The sequence below is a fragment of the Clostridium pabulibutyricum genome (assembly GCF_058242705.1).
In genome coordinates this window covers 41,246-58,192 of the sequence record NZ_JBZAYZ010000014.1, presented here as the reverse complement: position 1 = coordinate 58,192, position 16,947 = coordinate 41,246, and the positions used below count along the sequence as shown (strand labels likewise).

Genomic DNA, 16,947 nt, shown 5'->3' with positions numbered 1-16,947 from the left:
TAAATATTTTCTATTTCCCAATTTTGAGAGGAGAGAAGGAAAATTTGAATATATCTGTAGCAATAGATGGGCCGGCGGCGGCTGGAAAAAGTACCATAGCAAACTTAATAGCCATAAAGTTCAACTTGATGTATATAAATACAGGTTCCATGTACAGAGCTGTTACTTTGATGTGCCTTAGGGAAAAAATAGGTTTTACAGACGTAAATAAAATGTGCGAATTAATCAAATCACTTGATATGCATTTTGAAAACAATAGAATCATAGTAAATAACGAAGACGTGGAAGATGAAATACGCGGCATTTATGTAACAAACAATGTATCAAATTATGCTCAAATAAAAGAGGTAAGATCTTTGCTTGTTCACATGCAGCAAGACATGTCCAATAGATATAATGTAATCATGGACGGTCGTGACATCGGAACCGTAGTTTTAAAATCCGCACCTTTGAAATTTTTCCTTACTGCATCTCCAGAAGCAAGGGCAGAGAGACGGTATACTGAATTAAGCAAAAAAGGACTTAAAGTGGAATATGAAAACATATTAAATGATATAATAAATAGGGACAATATTGATTCAAACAGAACTGTATCTCCACTAAAAAAAGCCGATGATGCAGTAGAAATAGATTCATCAAGTCTTTCTATAGATGAAGTTGTAGAGGTTATTTCAAATTATATAAATACATATATGGTGAATCTATGCCATAGTTAAGGTGGTATTATGAATATATTTCTAGCTGAAAATGCAGGTTTCTGTTTTGGAGTAAAGAGGGCAGTTGAAGAGACTCTTAACTCGGAGACGCAATACAAAGATAGAAAGGTCTATACATTAGGGCCTCTAATACATAATTCCGATGTAGTAAATTTTTTAAAATCAAGAGGGATATTTCCTATTGAACTGGAAAATATAAAGGATATAGATGACGGAAGTGTTGTTATAATACGCTCCCATGGCATATCGAAAAAGGTATTTCAAGTTTTAGAAGGCAAAAAACTAATCATAGTAAATGCAACTTGCCCATATGTATTAAATATACAAAAAAAAGTTGAAGAGTACAGTAAACGAGGATATCATATACTTATAATAGGTGATAAAAATCATCCGGAAGTACAGGGAATAAACGGATGGTGTGAAAACAAGGCCATAATTACAAGAAACGGATCTGAACTTGAGTGTATACCATCAAAGTTGTGTATAGTATCTCAAACCACTGAAAAACAAATCAACTTCGAAAAAGTATTGGGTGTAATTTCAAAGAAGTGCAAAGAATTTATAGCATTTAATACAATATGCAGTGCTACTGAATCGAGGCAAAAGTCTGCAAATTCACTATCAAAAAATGTTGATCTTATGATAGTAATTGGCGGAAAAAACAGTTCAAACACTACAAAGCTTTATGAAATATGCAGTAGCAATTGTGCTAATACCATTCATGTTGAAAATTCAGGAGAAATACCTGATAATATAATTCATTCTAATGAAATAAAAACTATAGGTGTTACAGCTGGAGCTTCAACACCGGATTGGATAATAAAGGAGGCAATTTTAAAAATGAGTGACGACAAAAATTTGGAATCAAATGAGCAATTATCTTATATGGATAAAAATGATAAGCAGATAATATTGGGTGAAAAAGTTACTGGTACAGTAATATCTGTAAATGAAAAAGAGGTATTTTTAAATATAGGATATAAATCAGATGGTATACTTCCAAAATCAGAAATAACAAAAAATGAAAGTGAAGATTTAAAAGAATTAATACATGTTGGAGATGAACTTGAAGTAAAAGTAGTAAGAAGACAAAATGAAGATGGCTATGTAGTTCTTTCAAAGCTTGAACTCGAAAGGGAAAATGCATATAGAGAATTAAAAACTGCAAATGAAAACAACGAGATATTGAAAATTACAGTCAAAGAAGCTGTTAAAGGCGGTCTAGTTGCAAATTACAAGGGAGCCAGGGTATTTATACCTGCATCACATGTAGAACTCTATCACGTAGATGATCTTTCCATATACGAGGGAAAAGAATTTGACGTAAACATAATAGAATTCAAAACTGAAAGAAAAGGCACAAGAGTTGTAGCTTCAAGAAGGGAACTTCTCAGAGGGGATAAAGAAAAACAGGAAGAAAAAACATGGAATACACTTGAAAAAGATACTGTAGTTGAGGGAGAAGTTAGAAGGCTTACAGATTTTGGTGCATTTGTAGATGTACAAGGCGTTGACGGACTTCTTCACGTATCAGAATTATCCTGGGGAAGAGTTGAAAAGCCAAGTGATGTTTTGAAAGCAGGAGACAAAATAAAAGTTTATATACTTGATGTAGACAGAGACAAGAAAAAGCTGTCACTTTCAATTAAAAAACTTCAGGAAAACCCTTGGATAAATGTAGATGTAAAATATCCAGTTGGCAGTGTTGTTCTTGGAAAAATTGTAAGATTTGCAAGCTTTGGTGCTTTTGTTGAACTTGAACCAGGCGTTGATGCTCTAGTTCACATATCACAAATAAGCCACAAGAGAATTGAAAAACCTGAAGATGTTTTAAATATAGGTGATGAAGTAAAAGCCAAAATTCTTGAAGTAAATAAAGATGATGAAAAGATAGCTTTAAGTATAAAAGAAGTAGATGAAATCTAAAAAAGCAGGCTCAATATTGCCCCCAAATGAAGGGGGCTTTTGGCTTGCCTTTTTAATATCTCTAAATTAAGCTATGGGGATGTTGTCTATGTATGAGTGTGTATCACTTATAAGAAAAAATTTGGACTGTTTTTACAAATTGAATCAGGAAAGATATTATTTTAATCCACTGAATAAAGATTTTTTCAAAGAATACCTGGATTCAAACTTTGCAAAACAGATATCCATGAGAAGAAAAGTAAAATTGATAAAATATAATTCAAAATATATAGGTTACATATGGATTTACAATTCAAATAAAAATATTTATAGCATAAACTCTATAAATATCAAAAAAGGATATGACAATACCAATACACCGTACAAGCATCTGATCTGTTCTATAAGTAAAAAACTGCCCGTTAATTATATCTGCCAAAAAAAAAATAATAATTTTAGCATACTTGAATCAATTGGCTTTACAAAACTTGATGGGACTTTAATATTCGATATAAATATAAATCAGGATTTAAAGTTTAATTTTATTAACGGTCTTGAATTTCACTCGTTTATACGCGGAAGAGATGAGGCCCTGAGATGTAATATTCAAAACAGCATCTTTGAAAATGAAGGTAGAATTCCTCTCAGTATCGAAGATATATATTACGATGAACTTCAAACATATTACTTTGAAAAGGGAGCAGTTTTTTTGAAAAAAAATGATGAATTTATAGGTTACGGACAGATTATTCTTGAAAATAAAGTAACTCCTGTCATTGTAAACTTTGGAATATTAAAAGAGCATAGAGGAAAAGGATACAGCAAGTATCTTTTAAAATATCTTCTTAAAATGAGTTATCTAAATGGATTTAGAACTATGAAAATAAAAGTTAAGAGTTCAAATACAATCGCAGCAAATCTCTATAAATCTATGGGATTTAAAATATGCAATGAAATATATACATGGAAACTTGAAAATATCCTTCCTTAAAAAATTACTTGATGAGGCGTCTAAACAGGCATCTCATTAAGCACTTCTTTATTTTTTTTAGTATATTCTTCAAGTCCAAGTCTCATTATATGAACGGCCTTTTTTAAAGAATCCTTGTTTATACAGTATGATATTCTGACTTCATTTTTTCCAAGTCCTGGAGTAGCATAAAATCCACCTGCCGGAGCAATCATTACAGTATTTTTATCTACATCAAAATCTCTAAGCATAAATTTTGCAAAATCTTCTGAGTCATCTACCGGAAGTTTTGCTATTATATAAAAAGCACCGCTTGGTTTTTTACATGAAACTCCAGGTATGTCGTTGAGTTCCTCGACTATAAGATTTCTTCTTGATTCATATTTCTTTCTTGTATTCTCAAAATAACTTTCAGGCGTGCTCCACAATGCAGATGCACCTATCTGTTCTATAGTAGGCGTACATAATCTCGACTGGCAAAGCTTCATTATATTATGCATAAACTCATCATTTTTGGAGGCAATCATACCTATTCTCGCACCACAGGCACTATACCTTTTAGACATACTGTCTATTATTATAACCCTGTCTAGTATATCCTTCATGCTTAAGGCAGAAGTAAATACCAGATCATCGTATACAAACTCTCTATAAACCTCATCGGCAATAAGATACAAATCATACTCCTTTGCTATATTGCCAAGCATTCTCAATTCTTCTTTTGAATATACAATTCCTGTAGGATTTCCAGGATTGGATATTATTATTGCCTTTGTTTTACTGGTTATCTTGTCAACTATGTCCTTTTTATTTGGAATATGAAATCCATCCTCCGATCTTGTCAAAAAAGGAACGATTGTAGTAGATGAAATTTCTGCAAAACTGTTGTAGTTTGTATAGAATGGTTCAGGTGATATAACTTCATCTCCTGGATCAAATATAGACAAAAATGTCATAAGAAGCGCTTCACTTCCTCCATTTGTAATGAGAAGCTGCTTGTCCGTAAATTTAGTATCAAGCTTTTTATCATAATATTCTATAAAATTTTTCTGAAGAGTTGATATACCTTGTGACTGAGTATATGAAAGCACTTCTTCTTTGAAATTTGAAATAGCCGAGAAAAAATTATCCGGTGTCTTTACATCCGGTTGTCCTATATTTAAATGATAAATATTTATTCCTCTTTTTTGTGCATCCTCTGCATATGGAATTAACTTTCTTATGGATGAAAAATTCATATTTGATATTCTATTAGATAATTTCATAAAAACCCCCCAAATCCTTATTTTTTTTTATTTTATAATACCTTCTGTAGGAATATGAATTGATTTTAATTCAAACATACTGCTGAATTGAATTTGTTTAAAATAACCTCTGTCACAAATACAATTAGCCCTCATCTTGTTTTTGTTCTTATATGATTCCTCTTTGTCTTTTATATTATACATCGCATAAATCACCTCTTTTAAGAGGAGTTTACCCCGAAAAACACTTTTTTATTCCAAAATTCATAACAACTAATCCTCTGGTTAATATTTTTACATATAACGCTATATTATAAAAGAACCACATAATATAATTTTTATATACATAGTGGTTCTTTGAATTTATTTTTTTATATAACTTGTATAATTATATATGTACGAGAATAAATCTTTGGCTGCTGGTGCAGATGTCTGAGCCGCATAATAATTTGATGAGTCCGGTTCATCTATAGAAACTATAAGTGTAATTTTAGGATCATTATATGGTGCCATACCTACAAAAGAAGAAACATATTTGCCAGGCATGTATCCTCCACCATTTGGACTTGCTTTTTGCGCCGTACCAGTTTTTCCTGCAATTCCATATCCCTTAATATAAGCACTTTTTCCAACACCTTCCGAAACAACCTTTTCCAAGTAACCTCTAAGATTTCGTGTTATATCTTCATTCATTATTCTGCTTGAGCCAAGATTATTGTATTTACCATCTTCTACAAAATTGCTGTCTTTTCCCATGTGCCCAGTTTCCTTCATTACGTGCGGTCGTATCCAAGTTCCTCCATTTGCTATTGCATTGAAAGCTGCCATGTATTGAACCTGCGTCAAAGCTATTCCCTGTCCAAAAGCTATATTTGCAACATCTATATCTTTCATAGAGTCTTTTGTTTTAACTATACCGCTTTCTTCACCTGGAAGATCAATTCCTGTCTTTTGTCCGAATTTAAATTTTTTTATATAATTGTAGATATTGTCTCTTCCTATCTTTATGCCAAGCTGTGCGAATCCAACATTGTTTGATTCTTTTAGAATATCTACAAAACTCAACATTCCATGGCTGGCCTTGTCCCAGTTGTATATCCTCGAACCATCGATTAATATACTGTCGTTGCACAAAAAATATTGATCTGCATTTGATGTTCCTGTTTCGAGCGCAATCTCGGAAGTTATAGCTTTAAATATTGATCCTGGTTCAAAAGTGGATTGTATTGCATTGTTTAAAGTGGCTGATTTGTTATTCATTTTGCTTACCATGGCAAGTATTTCACCATTTTTAGGATTCATTATTGTAATCGTAACGGATTTTGCACTGTTTTCCTTTAACACCTTTTCTGCTTCTTTTTCAGTAAACAGCTGTAAATTTGCATCCATGGTAAGTACCAGATCTTTTCCGTTTACAGGTTTTTTATATTTAACTCCATCATAAGGGAGGTCATAACCCTTACTATCCACTTGAGACGTGCTTGAACCGGCAATACCCGTAAGTATGTCATTATAACTCATTTCCACACCACTTATGCCTTCACCATCAAGATTAGTTTGTCCAAGAACTGGCAGCATCAAACCATTATTCACATAATATCTCTTCGTATCAGGAGATATTATTATTCCATTTATATTGAGAGCTTTTATTTTGTCCTTTTGAGCACTTGATATATTTCTCTTTAAAACTTTATAATTTGATTTTGTATTTATTATGCTGTCAACATCCGATTTTTTCATACCTAGTATTTCAGATATTTTTTTCTCAATTTCATCCATGCTCTTTTTCTTGTCACTTGCATATTCCTTCATTGTTTTAAGATCAATATCTATTCTATAGTTATTTTCATTTGTAACAAGTTCATTATAATTTCTATCAAATATTTCACCTCGTACAGGTTTTATAAGTGTCTTATTCGTCCATTGTTTTTCAGCTTTAATCCTATAAAAATCCCCTTTGCCAATCATTATATATGAGATTCTTCCTATACACGCAAGCATTATCACCCCGAATATTAAGAGTACTGCAAACAATCTATTTCTTACCGAATATTTTCTTTCTTTTCTACGCACTTTTTTTCTCCTATAAATTTATTTTGTTATACATTCTCCCCAAATTATAACTTCTATTTCTTCTTATTTCAACAATATAAAGCATATATACATTTATCGGGATATATTTTTAAAACTTTTACTATATATTTTTTTTATTTTAATATATAATATTTATCGGGATATCAAATTCTTTATGCCTTTATACCTTTAATACTTTAGTATTGTAAATAAATAAACCAAAAGGAGAGATACACTTGAATCTATTCAGGAAAAAAAATATAAATAATTTTAAGGAATCCATAAAAAAAAGTGGGCTTAAGAAAAGCCTAAATTATATAGACCTTGCCTGTCTTGGTATAGGCTCGGTAGTTGGCACCGGAGTATTCGTATCAACAGGGCAGGGGGCAAAACTTGCAGGACCTGCGGTTATAATATCCTTTATTGTAGCTGCTGTTACAAGTGCTTTATGCGGCCTTACATATTCAGAACTTGCCACAATGTTCCCCGTTGCCGGTAGTACATATTCATATTGTTATATAGCATTTGGAGAAATCATTGCATGGATCATAGGCTGGAACCTTATGCTTGAATACCTCGTATCAGGCGCGGTTGTGGCATCAGGATGGTCCAGCACCTTCACCGGTATTTTAAAATCATCAGGTATAAATCTTCCAAGTGCAATTACAACTACGCCGCTTTCTGGTGGAATAATCGATCTTCCATCTGTAATTATCGTTGCTATAATAACATATGTACTTTATATAGGTGTAACACAAAGCAGCAGAGTAAACACTATAATTGTAGCTGTAAAGATATTGGTAATATTTTTATTTATATTTATGGGGGTAACACATATAGACCCTGCAAATTATCATCCTTTTGCACCTTATGGAACACGCGGCATAATGTCTGGTGCAGCAATAATATTTTTTGCCTTTATAGGATTTGATTCGGTATCAACTGCTGCAGAGGAAACTGCAAATCCCAAAAGAGATGTGCCACTTGGCCTTGCAATCTGCCTTGGAGTTACAATTATATTGTACATAGCAGCTGCATGCATACTTACTGGAATAGTGCCTTTCAGTAAAATAGATGTTACAAATGCACTTCCTGCAGCTCTCTCGTATATCGGAATCAACTGGGGTTCTGCACTTGTCGGAGTAGGTGCTGTAGTTGGAATGATATCTACTATACTTGTAATATTATATGGACAAATAAGAATATTCATGGTCATGTCAAGGGATGGACTCCTTCCAAAATCATTTTCAAAGATAAACAGTAAATATAAAACCCCTGGAACATGTACTATAATTACAGGTATACTGACAGCATTAATATGTGGAATATTCCCCTTGAATGTAATTATAGATCTATGCAGCATAGGAACTCTGTCAGCATTTTTATTCGTGTCTGCTGGCATTATCGTTCTTAGAAAAACAATGCCAAGCGTTGAAAGAAAGTTCAAATGTCCCTTTGTACCTGTGACACCTATAATAACCATACTTTTCTGCATATATCTAATGGTAAATCTTCCTGCAGTCACCTGGATAAGATTTGTCATATGGACTGGTGTCGGACTTGCATTATATTTTGCATATGGAATGAAACACAGCACAATGAATAATCTAAAATAAAGCTTCAACTTATTGAAAATAATACTTTATTAGGTATATAATAAATAATGTTTTTAAGGAGGAGATACATTATGTCAAAACACAGATACGATAAGAAAATCGATTTAAATATTATGGATTCTCAGCCCAAAAACAATGAAAAGCAATATTGGTTTTATAATAAATTAAAATGTATATTATTTGATAAATATGACAAAGACGTTCCACTGGAATACTTATATTTGCTAAATTCATTGCAGGGAACAAAGTATAATGTTCCAAAAAGCGCCAAAAAATTTCGTCTTGAAAAAACTATGGAAACATTAATAGACGAATTAAGTCCAGATGAAAGATACAAGCTAATACCTGACACTGTAGAGGAATCCAAAATAATGAAAAAGACAATAAAAAAATTGAAGATGGAATCTGCAGAAGATACAATATGGAGAAAAATAACCGGCTATGCCAACTTAAATTTTGAGTTTATAAAAGCCCTGGCAAAAAAACTAGACGGCAAAAAAGTACTTGAGATAATGTCAGGAAACGGGCTTTTATCGTACATGCTTAGGGAAAATGGAGTAGATGTCTTTGCAACAGACATTGCTCCAGATAAATACAATGATTATATTGCCATGCGCAGTGGAAACTACGGTGATATAAAAAGAATAGATGCTGTCTCTGCAGTAAAAAAATATGGCAGCAACGTGGATTATATGTTATGCAGCTGGCCCCCTCAGGGAGAAGTAGAAATTATACATGCACTGGAGGCATTTAACAAAATCAAGAAACAAGCTGTTTTAATTTATATCGGCGAAGATAAGGGCGGAGTCAATGCAACAAATGAATTTTTTGATCGGCTGGACATTGTGGACGAAATGCATAAAATCAATTCATTGCATGTTAGCAATATCAATTCAAATGACAAAATTCGCATGGTGAGATTAATTTCAAATTAAAAATAAGCACGAAAACAGGTGAAGAAATGAAACATAATTATTATAAAATAATGCTAGCTGAAATAGATCATATGGATATTAAAGATAGACGGGTAAAATTATTATTACATAGCTGCTGTGCACCGTGCAGCTCCCATGTAATTCAATTATTATCTAAATATTTTGATATAGAAGTATTGTTTTTTAATCCTAATATTTATCCTGAATATGAATATACAAAGCGGCTGAAAGAACAAATACGGCTTATACACGAAATGGGATTTAATTATAACGTCATAGGTCCCAAATATGAAAGTGATTTATTTTATGATGCTGTTAAAGGTTATGAAGATATGGGTGAGGGCAGTGAACGATGTGAGAGGTGCTTTGAACTCAGACTTGGTGCCGCTGCAAAATATGCCGGATTAAATAAATTTGATTATTTTACAACAACCCTTACAATAAGCCCTATGAAAAATTCAGAAAAAATAAATGAAATAGGTATGAATCTCGCCAATAAGTATAATGTTAAATTTCTTCCATCTGATTTCAAAAAAAATGATGGATTTAAGTCATCTGTAATGTTGTCTAAAAAATACAACTTATATCGTCAAAATTATTGCGGTTGCATTTTTTCACAGAAAGAACGGATTAATAAAATATAATTGTCTGGAACTAGATTGGAGTAGATTAACATGAAAAAAGCTATTAAAGCAGCATTCCCAAACACAATACCAATTATGCTCGGGTATATTTCAGTTGGCATGGCTTTTGGATTATTGTTTGAAAAGTCAGGTTACAGTTTATTTTGGGCAACTTTAATGAGTGTAGTCGTGTATGCAGGTTCCATGCAGTTTATAGCTATCAATTTATTAACAGGTGGCGCTGGATTTATTGAAATAGCACTTATGACTTTGTTTGTGAACATCAGACATTTATTCTACGGATTATCTTTTATAGACAAGTTTAAAAATATGGGAAAGAAAAAAACATACATGATATATTCTCTTACTGATGAAACCTACTCATTATTATGTTCTGTAAAAGCTCCTGAAGGAGTTAATAATAACTTATTTCTATTTTTCATATCTTTTTTAAATCAGATGTATTGGATAATTGGAACAATTATTGGATCTGTTGCGGGTACACTTATTAAATTCGACACAAAAGGAATTGATTTTGCAATGACTGCATTGTTCGTAGTTATTTTTATTGAACAGTGGTCTTCATATAAAACTCATATTCCTGTTTTAATTGGTATTTTATCAACTATTCTCTCTCTTTTAATTTTCGGGCCCAATAATTTAGTTTTACCAGCAATGATACTTATAGTTATGAATTTGATGTTTTTTTCAAAACAAATAGAACGAAAGAACTGCAAAAAAAGCAAGGAGGATGCTAAAAATGCATGTTAATAATAGGTATGCTCTAATTGCTATTTTAGTTATGGGAGCCGTTACATTCGGCATAAGAATGGCGCCATTTATATTATTCGGTAATAAAAAAAGCACTCCTAAATGTATAGTGTACATAGGTAATAATTTACCTCCAGCAGTAATAGCTATGCTAATAATTTACTGTTTAAGAAATATTAAATTATTAGCATTTCCTTTTGGAATTCCTGAGGCAATTGGAATTATAACAGTAGCAGTTTTACATATATGGAAACATAATAATTTAATCAGCATACTGGGTGGAACAATCGTATACATGATTGAAGTACAGTTAATATTTGTATGAATAAAATTGTGTTTAGAAATTTGTCTATGTACCTTTGCATTTGTTTATAGTTTTTCATTGATAAACCAAAATCCTTGCCGGTTTCAAAAACATCATAAAACATTTCTTTCATTTCATCAGGAGAATGTTTTACATGCCCTTGTATCATTAGCTGTGTTTCTTCTGTGCGATACATCTTAAGTAGAGCTGGTACCAAACACCATGTCGGAAGATAATAGAGTGCTTGTGGATAAATTCTCCGAGCATGTATGCCAAGCAAAGTACATATCTTAAAGCCTTCACGAATTAGCCGTATAGAATGTTTAATGTACTTTTTGTTTGAAACATATTTTTGCGCCGTCCTTGCTTCCATAACACCAGCGACAAGTCCATTGGCTTCTACATAATGGCTGATTAACCAGCCAAATATATTTTTGCTAATTTTGGGGTTCAAATTAGCTTGTCTCATTATTTTTTCAACTTGAAGGACTGATTCGGAGACAGTTCCATCTTTTTTCCCAAGCATGGTAGGTGCGTTTTTACTACCAAAAATTACACAGGTAATTTTATTCCCACTTTTGCCTCCACCTGCAATATGTGCCTGACCGTATATAATTTTGGAATCTTGAAAGGCACTTTCGATTTGTCGAATGTGAGTAATCCATAAATTTTGTAAAAAAAGAATGCTCATATCTTTCTCCGTTTTTGCTAGTATAGGTAGAATGGAATTTAATTGATTCGCTTTTGTTGGAACGATAATCAAATCATATCTATTATTGTCTATTTGCTCAACTGTATTTGGCCTATATAAAATTTCTATAATAAGTCTATTTTGTTTTCTTGCATCAAGGCAATGAATGATAATCCCATTTTTATCAATCTCTGACTTTCTTCCCCTTCGTACAAAATGCGTTACCTCATATCCAGCCTCTGACAACTGCCATCCATATATACAACCAATAACACCGGTACCAACTACTAAAATTTTCATAATTAGTTTTCTTCTCTCTCAAGATATTTTTTTGAAATGCCATCAAGAAGCAAATCAAGGCCATATAAAAATTCATCTTTACAATTTCGCTTATTTAGTTTCAGATGAGCCTTATAAACATTGGGGAATTTTTGCAGATCAAATTTAACATTCCCTACCTCGGAAGCTTGATCATTTGTAATACTGATTTCAGCATGACCTATAACATAAGCAATAATAATATGGATCAGTGAAAAAGCTTCTTGCACGGACATATTGGTATCTTTTAAAATTAACAATAAGCTTTCCACTTGCCCAATTCCTTTTTCAGTTATAGGTGAATGCGTCGATATAACTGGTAAAACATTTGGATGCCGCAATAAAATCTCATAAAATGAGAGTGCAACATTCCTTAGAGTTACTTTCCAATCTAGCGATGGTTTAGGTATTTCAACTTCACATGTAATTATTTCTACAATACCATCCTGCAAATCTTTCTTGCCTTTAACGTAATTATATAGAGACATCGCCTTGACATTAAGTCTTTTGGCAATATTTCTCATACTAAATTCATCTTCGCCGTATTCGTCCAAAAGATCAAAAGCCGTTTTTATAATTACTTCACGACTCAACTTTGAATGTCTAGGATTCAAAACTTACACCTCCACTGCTTTCATTAAACTTACACTGTAAGTTTATGTTTTTATTATAGTACTCAATAACAACATTTTCAATAAGACATCTCATGTTTACACAAGTATACTTTAACGATATAATTATATGATGAAAAAACAATAAGAATGGAGTATTTACATGAATAAACCACAAATTTACATAAATGATAGTAAAAAAAACTTCTTTATTGAAACCTGGGGCTGCCAGATGAATGAGGAAGACTCTGAAAAGTTGTCCGGTATGCTTAAAAATATGGGTTACATGGAAACTCAAGACAAAAACACCGCTGACATTATAATATTTAATACTTGCTGTGTTCGTGAAAATGCCGAACTCAAAGTATTTGGAAATCTTGGAAGGCTTAGAAAACTCAAAAAGAATAAACCCAATCTCATAATAGCGGTATCCGGGTGTATGATGCAGGAGAAAGATATGGCAGAGGACATAATAAAAAGATTCCCATTTGTAGACATCATATTCGGAACTCACAATTCGTACAAATTTCCTGAATACTTAAATAGGGTGCTTCAGGGAGGAGAATCCATAATTGAAATACAACAAAAGGAAGACCGTATAGTGGAAGGTGTTCCAATCGACAGAAAGAGCTCTGTGAAAGCTTTCGTAACAATCATGTACGGCTGCAACAACTTTTGCACTTATTGTATAGTTCCGTATGTACGTGGAAGAGAGAGAAGCAGGGAGCCTGAAAATATAGAGCATGAGATAAAATCCCTTGTAAACTCCGGCTACAAGGAAATTACACTTCTTGGTCAAAACGTAAATTCCTATGGAAAAGATCTCGCCCCAAAAGTAACCTTTGCACAGCTTCTAAGAAGAATAAACAAAATTCAGGGACTTGAGAGGATACGATTTATGACACCTCATCCAAAAGATCTTACAGATGACGTAATAGAGGCTCTTGCGGATTGTGAAAAGTTATGCGAACACGTACATCTTCCTGTTCAGTCTGGTTCAACAAGAATTCTAAAAAAAATGAACAGAAACTATTCCAAAGAAAAGTACTTGGAGCTTGTAGAAAAAATTAGAAAGGCCATTCCAAAAGCGGCTATAACAACTGATATAATAGTTGGCTTTCCTGGAGAAACAGAAGCTGACTTTAGTGAAACATTGAGTCTTGCAGAAAATGTACAATATGATTCAGCTTTTACGTTCATATTCTCAAAAAGAAAAGGAACTCCTGCAGATGAAATGGATGAGCAGATTCCAGATGACATAAAGCACGAAAGATTCAACAAGCTTATAAATGTCATAAATGCCTCTTCTCTACAAAAGAATAAGCAATATGAGGGAAGAATTGAAGAAGTTCTAGTAGAGGGTCCAAGTAAAAATGACACTGAAAAATTAATGGGAAGGACAAGAAGTGGAAAACTTGTAAATTTCACAGGCGATAAAAACTGTATCGGACAGCTTGTGAATGTACGTATAACTCATGCAAATTCATTTTCACTTTCAGGAGAACAATATAAATAAAATTTGAAAGGAGGAAACCAGCCATAAAAATCCGGCTGGTAAAAATACTATGGCTTTAACTCCCATGATGCAGCAATATTTAGATATAAAAAAACAGTATGACGATTGTATACTGTTTTTCAGGCTCGGTGATTTCTATGAAATGTTCTTTGAAGATGCGAAACTTGCATCCCGCGAACTCGAACTTGTTTTAACCGGAAGAGACTGCGGACTTAAAGAGCGGGCCCCCATGTGTGGGATTCCATATCACGCTGTAGACTCCTATATAGGAAAATTAATAGCGAGGGGATATAAGATAGCGATATGCGAACAGCTTGAAGATCCTGCTCTTGCAAAAGGCATTGTAAAAAGAGGTATTATAAAAATATTTACTCCTGGAACATATACCAATAAATCTTTTCTTGAAGAAAATAAAAACAATTACATATCAAGTCTTTATATAGATAAAGAACTCGATATGTTTTCAATATGTTTTTCAGATGTATCTACAGGAGAATTCAACTGTACGGAAGGGTCGCTTGATCTACCAACCATTCTTGATGAAATATCGAAGTACGGCCCGCGGGAAATGCTGCTTCAGGATGAAATGGAAGATTCAATTTATAAGAACATAACTCAAGTATTCAAGGGCTCTATTACAAAACTTTCCCCAGACTACTTTAAAGAGGATTTCAGTCAACTGCTTTCCAATCAATTTGAAGACTTCGATTCGCAGAAATTGGATGAATCCCTTACAATATGCTGCGGATCACTTTTAAAATACATAATAGACACCCAGAAAACATCGCTTTCCCATATAAATAAAATAAACCGCTACAGCATAGTAGACTATCTTTCAATAGATTCAAATTCAAGAAGGAATCTTGAACTCACAGAAAACCTGAGAGAAAAGAAAAAAAGAGCATCACTTTTATGGGTAATTGACAAAACAAGCACTGCCATGGGTGGAAGGCAGCTTAGAAGATGGGTTGAAAGACCTCTTATTAAAAAATCCTCTATAAAAATGCGCCAGGATTCTGTAGAAGAAATTCTAAATGACATCTCTTCCCAGGAAGACCTGAAAAGTTCACTCAAGAACATATATGATATTGAGAGGCTTGTTGGAAGAATATCTTCAAAGAGCGTAAATGCAAAGGAACTTATATTTTTAAAAAACTCCATAGAAAAAATACCCGACGTAAAATCAATACTTTCAAAATTCAATACTTCTCTTCTTGCGCATATGTACGAAAGTCTTGATGAACTAAGAGATATATACGACTTAATAGACACTTCAATCGTAGATGATCCTCCAATGTCTGTAAAAGAGGGAAACATAATAAAAAAAGGCTACGACGGTGAAATCGACGAACTCAAAGATATAAAGACAAACGGTCGAAAATGGATTGCAAATCTTGAAAAAAGTGAAAGGGAACATACCGGAATTAAATCGCTTAAAATAGGCTACAACAAGGTATTCGGATATTTTATAGAAGTAACCAAAAGTAATTTAAATCTTGTTCCCGATGACAGATATATAAGAAAACAGACACTTACAAATTGTGAAAGATATATAACTCCCGAGCTCAAGGAAATGGAAGATAAAATACTTAAAGCGGAAGATAGACTTATAAATCTGGAATATACTACATTTGTAAAGATCAGGGATGATATTGAAAAGCAGGTAGACAGAATGCAAATTTCTGCAAGGATAATTTCAGAACTGGACTGTCTAAACTCACTTGCAGAAACTGCCCTTGAAAACAACTACTGCAAACCAGAAATAACTTCAGGAGACAGTATTTCAATCATAGACGGGCGTCACCCTGTTGTTGAAAAAATGCTCGATACTGGAAGTTTTGTAGCAAATGATGTGAATCTTGACAGAAAAAACAATCAACTGCTTCTTATAACAGGTCCCAACATGGCTGGAAAATCTACATATATGAGGCAGACTGCACTCATTGTAATACTTGCACAAATAGGCAGTTTTGTACCTGCAAAGTCGGCATCCATCGGTATATGCGACAAAATATTTACAAGAATTGGAGCCTCGGATGATTTATCATCTGGTAAAAGTACATTTATGGTGGAGATGTGGGAGGTATCAAATATACTCAAAAATGCCACAAACAAAAGCCTTGTACTTTTAGATGAAGTAGGAAGAGGCACGAGTACTTACGATGGTCTTAGCATAGCCTGGTCTGTAATTGAGTATATGTGCGGAAGCAGGAAAATGAAGTGCAAAACATTGTTTGCCACACATTATCATGAACTCACACGACTTGAAGGAAAAATTCCAGGTGTCAAAAACTATTCTGTAGCGGTAAATGAAATAAACGGTGAAGTTGTCTTCCTTAGAAAAATAGTCGAGGGAGGTGCCGACCAGTCTTACGGTATTGAAGTAGCAAAACTTGCAGGAATCCCCGAAAAGGTCATAAAAAGAGCAAAAGAAATTCTTTCGGAGCTTGAAAGTGAAAATACCAGTGAACCAGCTGATGTTGAAGTTGTTCATGAAAAACCTGCAGTTCAAATCAATATGCAGGACATCGAAGAACAAAAATTTATAAAAGAAATATCTTCTATAAATATATTAGATATGACACCTATGGAGGGTTTTAACAAACTATATGATATAATAGAGAAAGTAAAATCAATATCTAAATAAAAGGTTG

At 33.2% G+C, this 16,947-nt stretch carries 15 protein-coding genes; 10 read left to right on the top strand and 5 right to left on the bottom strand.

The window, feature by feature from the left end; all coding sequences use genetic code 11:
- Positions 1-44 precede the first annotated feature (44 nt).
- From cmk to AC4CVH_RS13505, 3 genes are all read left to right on the top strand, one after another.
- A complete protein-coding gene (gene cmk, locus AC4CVH_RS13515; RefSeq protein ID WP_490788269.1) occupies positions 45-716 on the top strand; it encodes a (d)CMP kinase in 672 nt (223 codons plus the stop codon).
- A 9-nt stretch (positions 717-725) separates the two neighbouring features.
- The gene (locus AC4CVH_RS13510) at positions 726-2,642 is read left to right on the top strand and encodes a bifunctional 4-hydroxy-3-methylbut-2-enyl diphosphate reductase/30S ribosomal protein S1 (protein ID WP_490788268.1); all 1,917 of its coding nucleotides are present in this window, start codon (positions 726-728) and stop codon (positions 2,640-2,642) included.
- Positions 2,643-2,730: 88 nt separating this feature from the next.
- Positions 2,731-3,612, top strand: a complete 882-nt coding sequence (locus AC4CVH_RS13505) for a GNAT family N-acetyltransferase (protein WP_490788267.1) — start codon at positions 2,731-2,733, stop codon at positions 3,610-3,612.
- A 20-nt stretch (positions 3,613-3,632) separates the two neighbouring features.
- Here AC4CVH_RS13505 and AC4CVH_RS13500 read toward each other — a convergent pair whose 3' ends face one another.
- From AC4CVH_RS13500 to AC4CVH_RS13490, 3 genes are all read right to left on the bottom strand, one after another.
- Complete coding sequence (locus AC4CVH_RS13500; RefSeq protein ID WP_490788266.1) at positions 3,633-4,856, bottom strand: pyridoxal phosphate-dependent aminotransferase; 1,224 nt, start codon at positions 4,854-4,856, stop codon at positions 3,633-3,635.
- A 27-nt stretch (positions 4,857-4,883) separates the two neighbouring features.
- The gene (locus tag AC4CVH_RS13495) at positions 4,884-5,039 is read right to left on the bottom strand and encodes a hypothetical protein (protein WP_490788265.1); all 156 of its coding nucleotides are present in this window, start codon (positions 5,037-5,039) and stop codon (positions 4,884-4,886) included.
- Between the two features lie 159 nt (positions 5,040-5,198).
- Entirely contained in the window at positions 5,199-6,908 is a 1,710-nt protein-coding gene (locus tag AC4CVH_RS13490; RefSeq protein WP_490788264.1) for a peptidoglycan D,D-transpeptidase FtsI family protein, read from the bottom strand.
- A gap of 236 nt (positions 6,909-7,144) precedes the next feature.
- Between AC4CVH_RS13490 and AC4CVH_RS13485 the strand changes: the two genes are divergently transcribed.
- The 5 genes from AC4CVH_RS13485 to AC4CVH_RS13465 all read left to right on the top strand — a co-directional run bounded on the left by AC4CVH_RS13485 (position 7,145) and on the right by AC4CVH_RS13465 (position 11,178).
- Complete coding sequence (locus AC4CVH_RS13485) at positions 7,145-8,524, top strand: amino acid permease (protein ID WP_490788263.1); 1,380 nt, start codon at positions 7,145-7,147, stop codon at positions 8,522-8,524.
- Between the two features lie 71 nt (positions 8,525-8,595).
- Positions 8,596-9,459 (top strand): hypothetical protein, encoded by an 864-nt coding sequence (locus AC4CVH_RS13480; RefSeq protein ID WP_490788262.1) that lies wholly within the window; start codon positions 8,596-8,598, stop codon positions 9,457-9,459.
- 26 nt (positions 9,460-9,485) lie between these two features.
- Positions 9,486-10,103, top strand: coding sequence for an epoxyqueuosine reductase QueH (locus AC4CVH_RS13475; protein WP_490788261.1), 618 nt, complete (start codon positions 9,486-9,488; stop codon positions 10,101-10,103).
- Positions 10,104-10,133: 30 nt separating this feature from the next.
- The gene (locus AC4CVH_RS13470; protein WP_490788260.1) at positions 10,134-10,853 is read left to right on the top strand and encodes an AzlC family ABC transporter permease; all 720 of its coding nucleotides are present in this window, start codon (positions 10,134-10,136) and stop codon (positions 10,851-10,853) included.
- A complete protein-coding gene (locus AC4CVH_RS13465) occupies positions 10,843-11,178 on the top strand; it encodes a branched-chain amino acid transporter permease (RefSeq protein ID WP_490788259.1) in 336 nt (111 codons plus the stop codon). Before AC4CVH_RS13470 ends, AC4CVH_RS13465 begins: the two co-directional genes overlap by 11 nt.
- Here AC4CVH_RS13465 and AC4CVH_RS13460 read toward each other — a convergent pair.
- Together AC4CVH_RS13460 and AC4CVH_RS13455 are read right to left on the bottom strand one after the other, a co-directional pair.
- The gene (locus AC4CVH_RS13460) at positions 11,120-12,148 is read right to left on the bottom strand and encodes a ketopantoate reductase family protein (RefSeq protein WP_490788258.1); all 1,029 of its coding nucleotides are present in this window, start codon (positions 12,146-12,148) and stop codon (positions 11,120-11,122) included. The genes AC4CVH_RS13465 and AC4CVH_RS13460 overlap by 59 nt on opposite strands.
- 2 nt (positions 12,149-12,150) lie before the next feature.
- Entirely contained in the window at positions 12,151-12,780 is a 630-nt protein-coding gene (locus tag AC4CVH_RS13455) for a TetR/AcrR family transcriptional regulator C-terminal domain-containing protein (RefSeq protein WP_490788257.1), read from the bottom strand.
- A 160-nt stretch (positions 12,781-12,940) separates the two neighbouring features.
- On the opposite strand from AC4CVH_RS13455, the gene miaB reads away from it, so the two are divergent.
- Together miaB and mutS are read left to right on the top strand one after the other, a co-directional pair.
- The gene (gene miaB / locus AC4CVH_RS13450; RefSeq protein WP_490788256.1) at positions 12,941-14,293 is read left to right on the top strand and encodes a tRNA (N6-isopentenyl adenosine(37)-C2)-methylthiotransferase MiaB; all 1,353 of its coding nucleotides are present in this window, start codon (positions 12,941-12,943) and stop codon (positions 14,291-14,293) included.
- A gap of 49 nt (positions 14,294-14,342) precedes the next feature.
- Positions 14,343-16,940, top strand: a complete 2,598-nt coding sequence (mutS, locus tag AC4CVH_RS13445) for a DNA mismatch repair protein MutS (protein WP_490788255.1) — start codon at positions 14,343-14,345, stop codon at positions 16,938-16,940.
- Positions 16,941-16,947: the final 7 nt, after the last annotated feature.

What these genes read in the sequence shown, in the direction of transcription:
- AC4CVH_RS13475 (WP_490788261.1), top strand. Translation starts at nt 9,486, where the DNA reads ATGAAACATAATTATTATAAAATAATGCTAGCTGAAATAGATCATATG.
- AC4CVH_RS13470 (WP_490788260.1), top strand. Translation starts at nt 10,134, where the DNA reads ATGAAAAAAGCTATTAAAGCAGCATTCCCAAACACAATACCAATTATG.
- mutS (WP_490788255.1), top strand. Translation starts at nt 14,343, where the DNA reads ATGGCTTTAACTCCCATGATGCAGCAATATTTAGATATAAAAAAACAG.
- AC4CVH_RS13495 (WP_490788265.1), bottom strand. Translation starts at nt 5,039, where the DNA reads ATGTATAATATAAAAGACAAAGAGGAATCATATAAGAACAAAAACAAG.
- miaB (WP_490788256.1), top strand. Translation starts at nt 12,941, where the DNA reads ATGAATAAACCACAAATTTACATAAATGATAGTAAAAAAAACTTCTTT.
- AC4CVH_RS13510 (WP_490788268.1), top strand. Translation starts at nt 726, where the DNA reads ATGAATATATTTCTAGCTGAAAATGCAGGTTTCTGTTTTGGAGTAAAG.
- AC4CVH_RS13505 (WP_490788267.1), top strand. Translation starts at nt 2,731, where the DNA reads ATGTATGAGTGTGTATCACTTATAAGAAAAAATTTGGACTGTTTTTAC.
- AC4CVH_RS13460 (WP_490788258.1), bottom strand. Translation starts at nt 12,148, where the DNA reads ATGAAAATTTTAGTAGTTGGTACCGGTGTTATTGGTTGTATATATGGA.
- AC4CVH_RS13500 (WP_490788266.1), bottom strand. Translation starts at nt 4,856, where the DNA reads ATGAAATTATCTAATAGAATATCAAATATGAATTTTTCATCCATAAGA.
- AC4CVH_RS13465 (WP_490788259.1), top strand. Translation starts at nt 10,843, where the DNA reads ATGCATGTTAATAATAGGTATGCTCTAATTGCTATTTTAGTTATGGGA.
- AC4CVH_RS13480 (WP_490788262.1), top strand. Translation starts at nt 8,596, where the DNA reads ATGTCAAAACACAGATACGATAAGAAAATCGATTTAAATATTATGGAT.